Source organism: Mesorhizobium sp. M0051, assembly GCF_040323235.1.
Taxonomy (GTDB): domain Bacteria; phylum Pseudomonadota; class Alphaproteobacteria; order Rhizobiales; family Rhizobiaceae; genus Mesorhizobium.
On sequence record NZ_JAMYUT010000097.1, the window covers coordinates 1 to 854 of the forward strand.

Genomic DNA, 854 nt, shown 5'->3' on the forward strand with positions numbered 1-854 from the left:
TCGCCCAGGTTCGTCCACCGCCTTGGCTGCCGGCGAATAGACTATTCTTTCGCGTGATCGTCTGGGGCCTGATTGCACGCTCGACAACTCGGTCTGCACCATCAAGGCCAGCGCCTGATGGCCACAGCGGAAGTCCACCGGGCGCGTCGCGATCAGGATCGGTAATCGTTGGCCCGCGACGATCATGCCGCCCCTCGCATCGCGCGCACCAAGGCCGCAATCCAGTCAACCGGCACATCGCCGGGAAACCTCACCACGAGGTCTGCGCCTATTTCTACCGTCACGATCCCCGAAGAGGCCTCGACCGGCTCCGGGACCGGCAAAGCATCGGCAGCTTCCTTCGGCCCCGTCGTAATCGCCAGGGGCACGAAGGCAGGCTCGAAAGCCCCGGTCTCCACGGCAGATAAGGCGGGCATCAGGTCTGCCGGCAAGGTCAGAAGCCCTTCACGCGCCTGCCGGCGCCAGTCCGAAAGCTGATGCGCAATGAGATCATGACGACGCGCAACATCAACAACCCGCGCACCGGATTGAAGGCTCTCCGCGACAATCCGCGCCTTCAGATCATTGGGCCATCGTCGGTTTCCACGACGAGGCTCGACAACTTCGCATCGCCCAACAAATCCCTCACCATCCGCCATGCCAAATCTCCAGCTCCTGCCGAAAACCTTCTGGCAGAAACCTCAATGTTCAGAAACACGCGGAATCAATGGGGTGTAAGCGGCGCATACGGTAAAGCGGAAGGCCGTCGGCGTATTTCGACACGGCGATGTAGGCGAGCAGCCGCTCCGTCGGCAGGCCGCTTTCAACGATGTGCGCCGACGCCAGAGCCTGGACCACGCCGTCACGGCCCCGGA

The 854-nt window shown here is 62.8% G+C and carries 1 protein-coding gene and 2 pseudogenes; all 3 read right to left on the reverse strand.

Annotation, left to right across the window (positions count from 1 at the left end):
- Nucleotides 1-88: pseudogene (locus NKJ90_RS33380) on the reverse strand (IS66 family transposase); the annotation flags it as partial.
- A gap of 94 nt (nucleotides 89-182) precedes the next feature.
- The gene (gene tnpA, locus NKJ90_RS33385; RefSeq protein ID WP_352487781.1) at nucleotides 183-638 is read right to left on the reverse strand and encodes an IS66-like element accessory protein TnpA; all 456 of its coding nucleotides are present in this window, start codon (nucleotides 636-638) and stop codon (nucleotides 183-185) included.
- Between the two features lie 64 nt (nucleotides 639-702).
- Nucleotides 703-854: pseudogene (locus tag NKJ90_RS33390) on the reverse strand (IS66 family transposase); the annotation flags it as partial.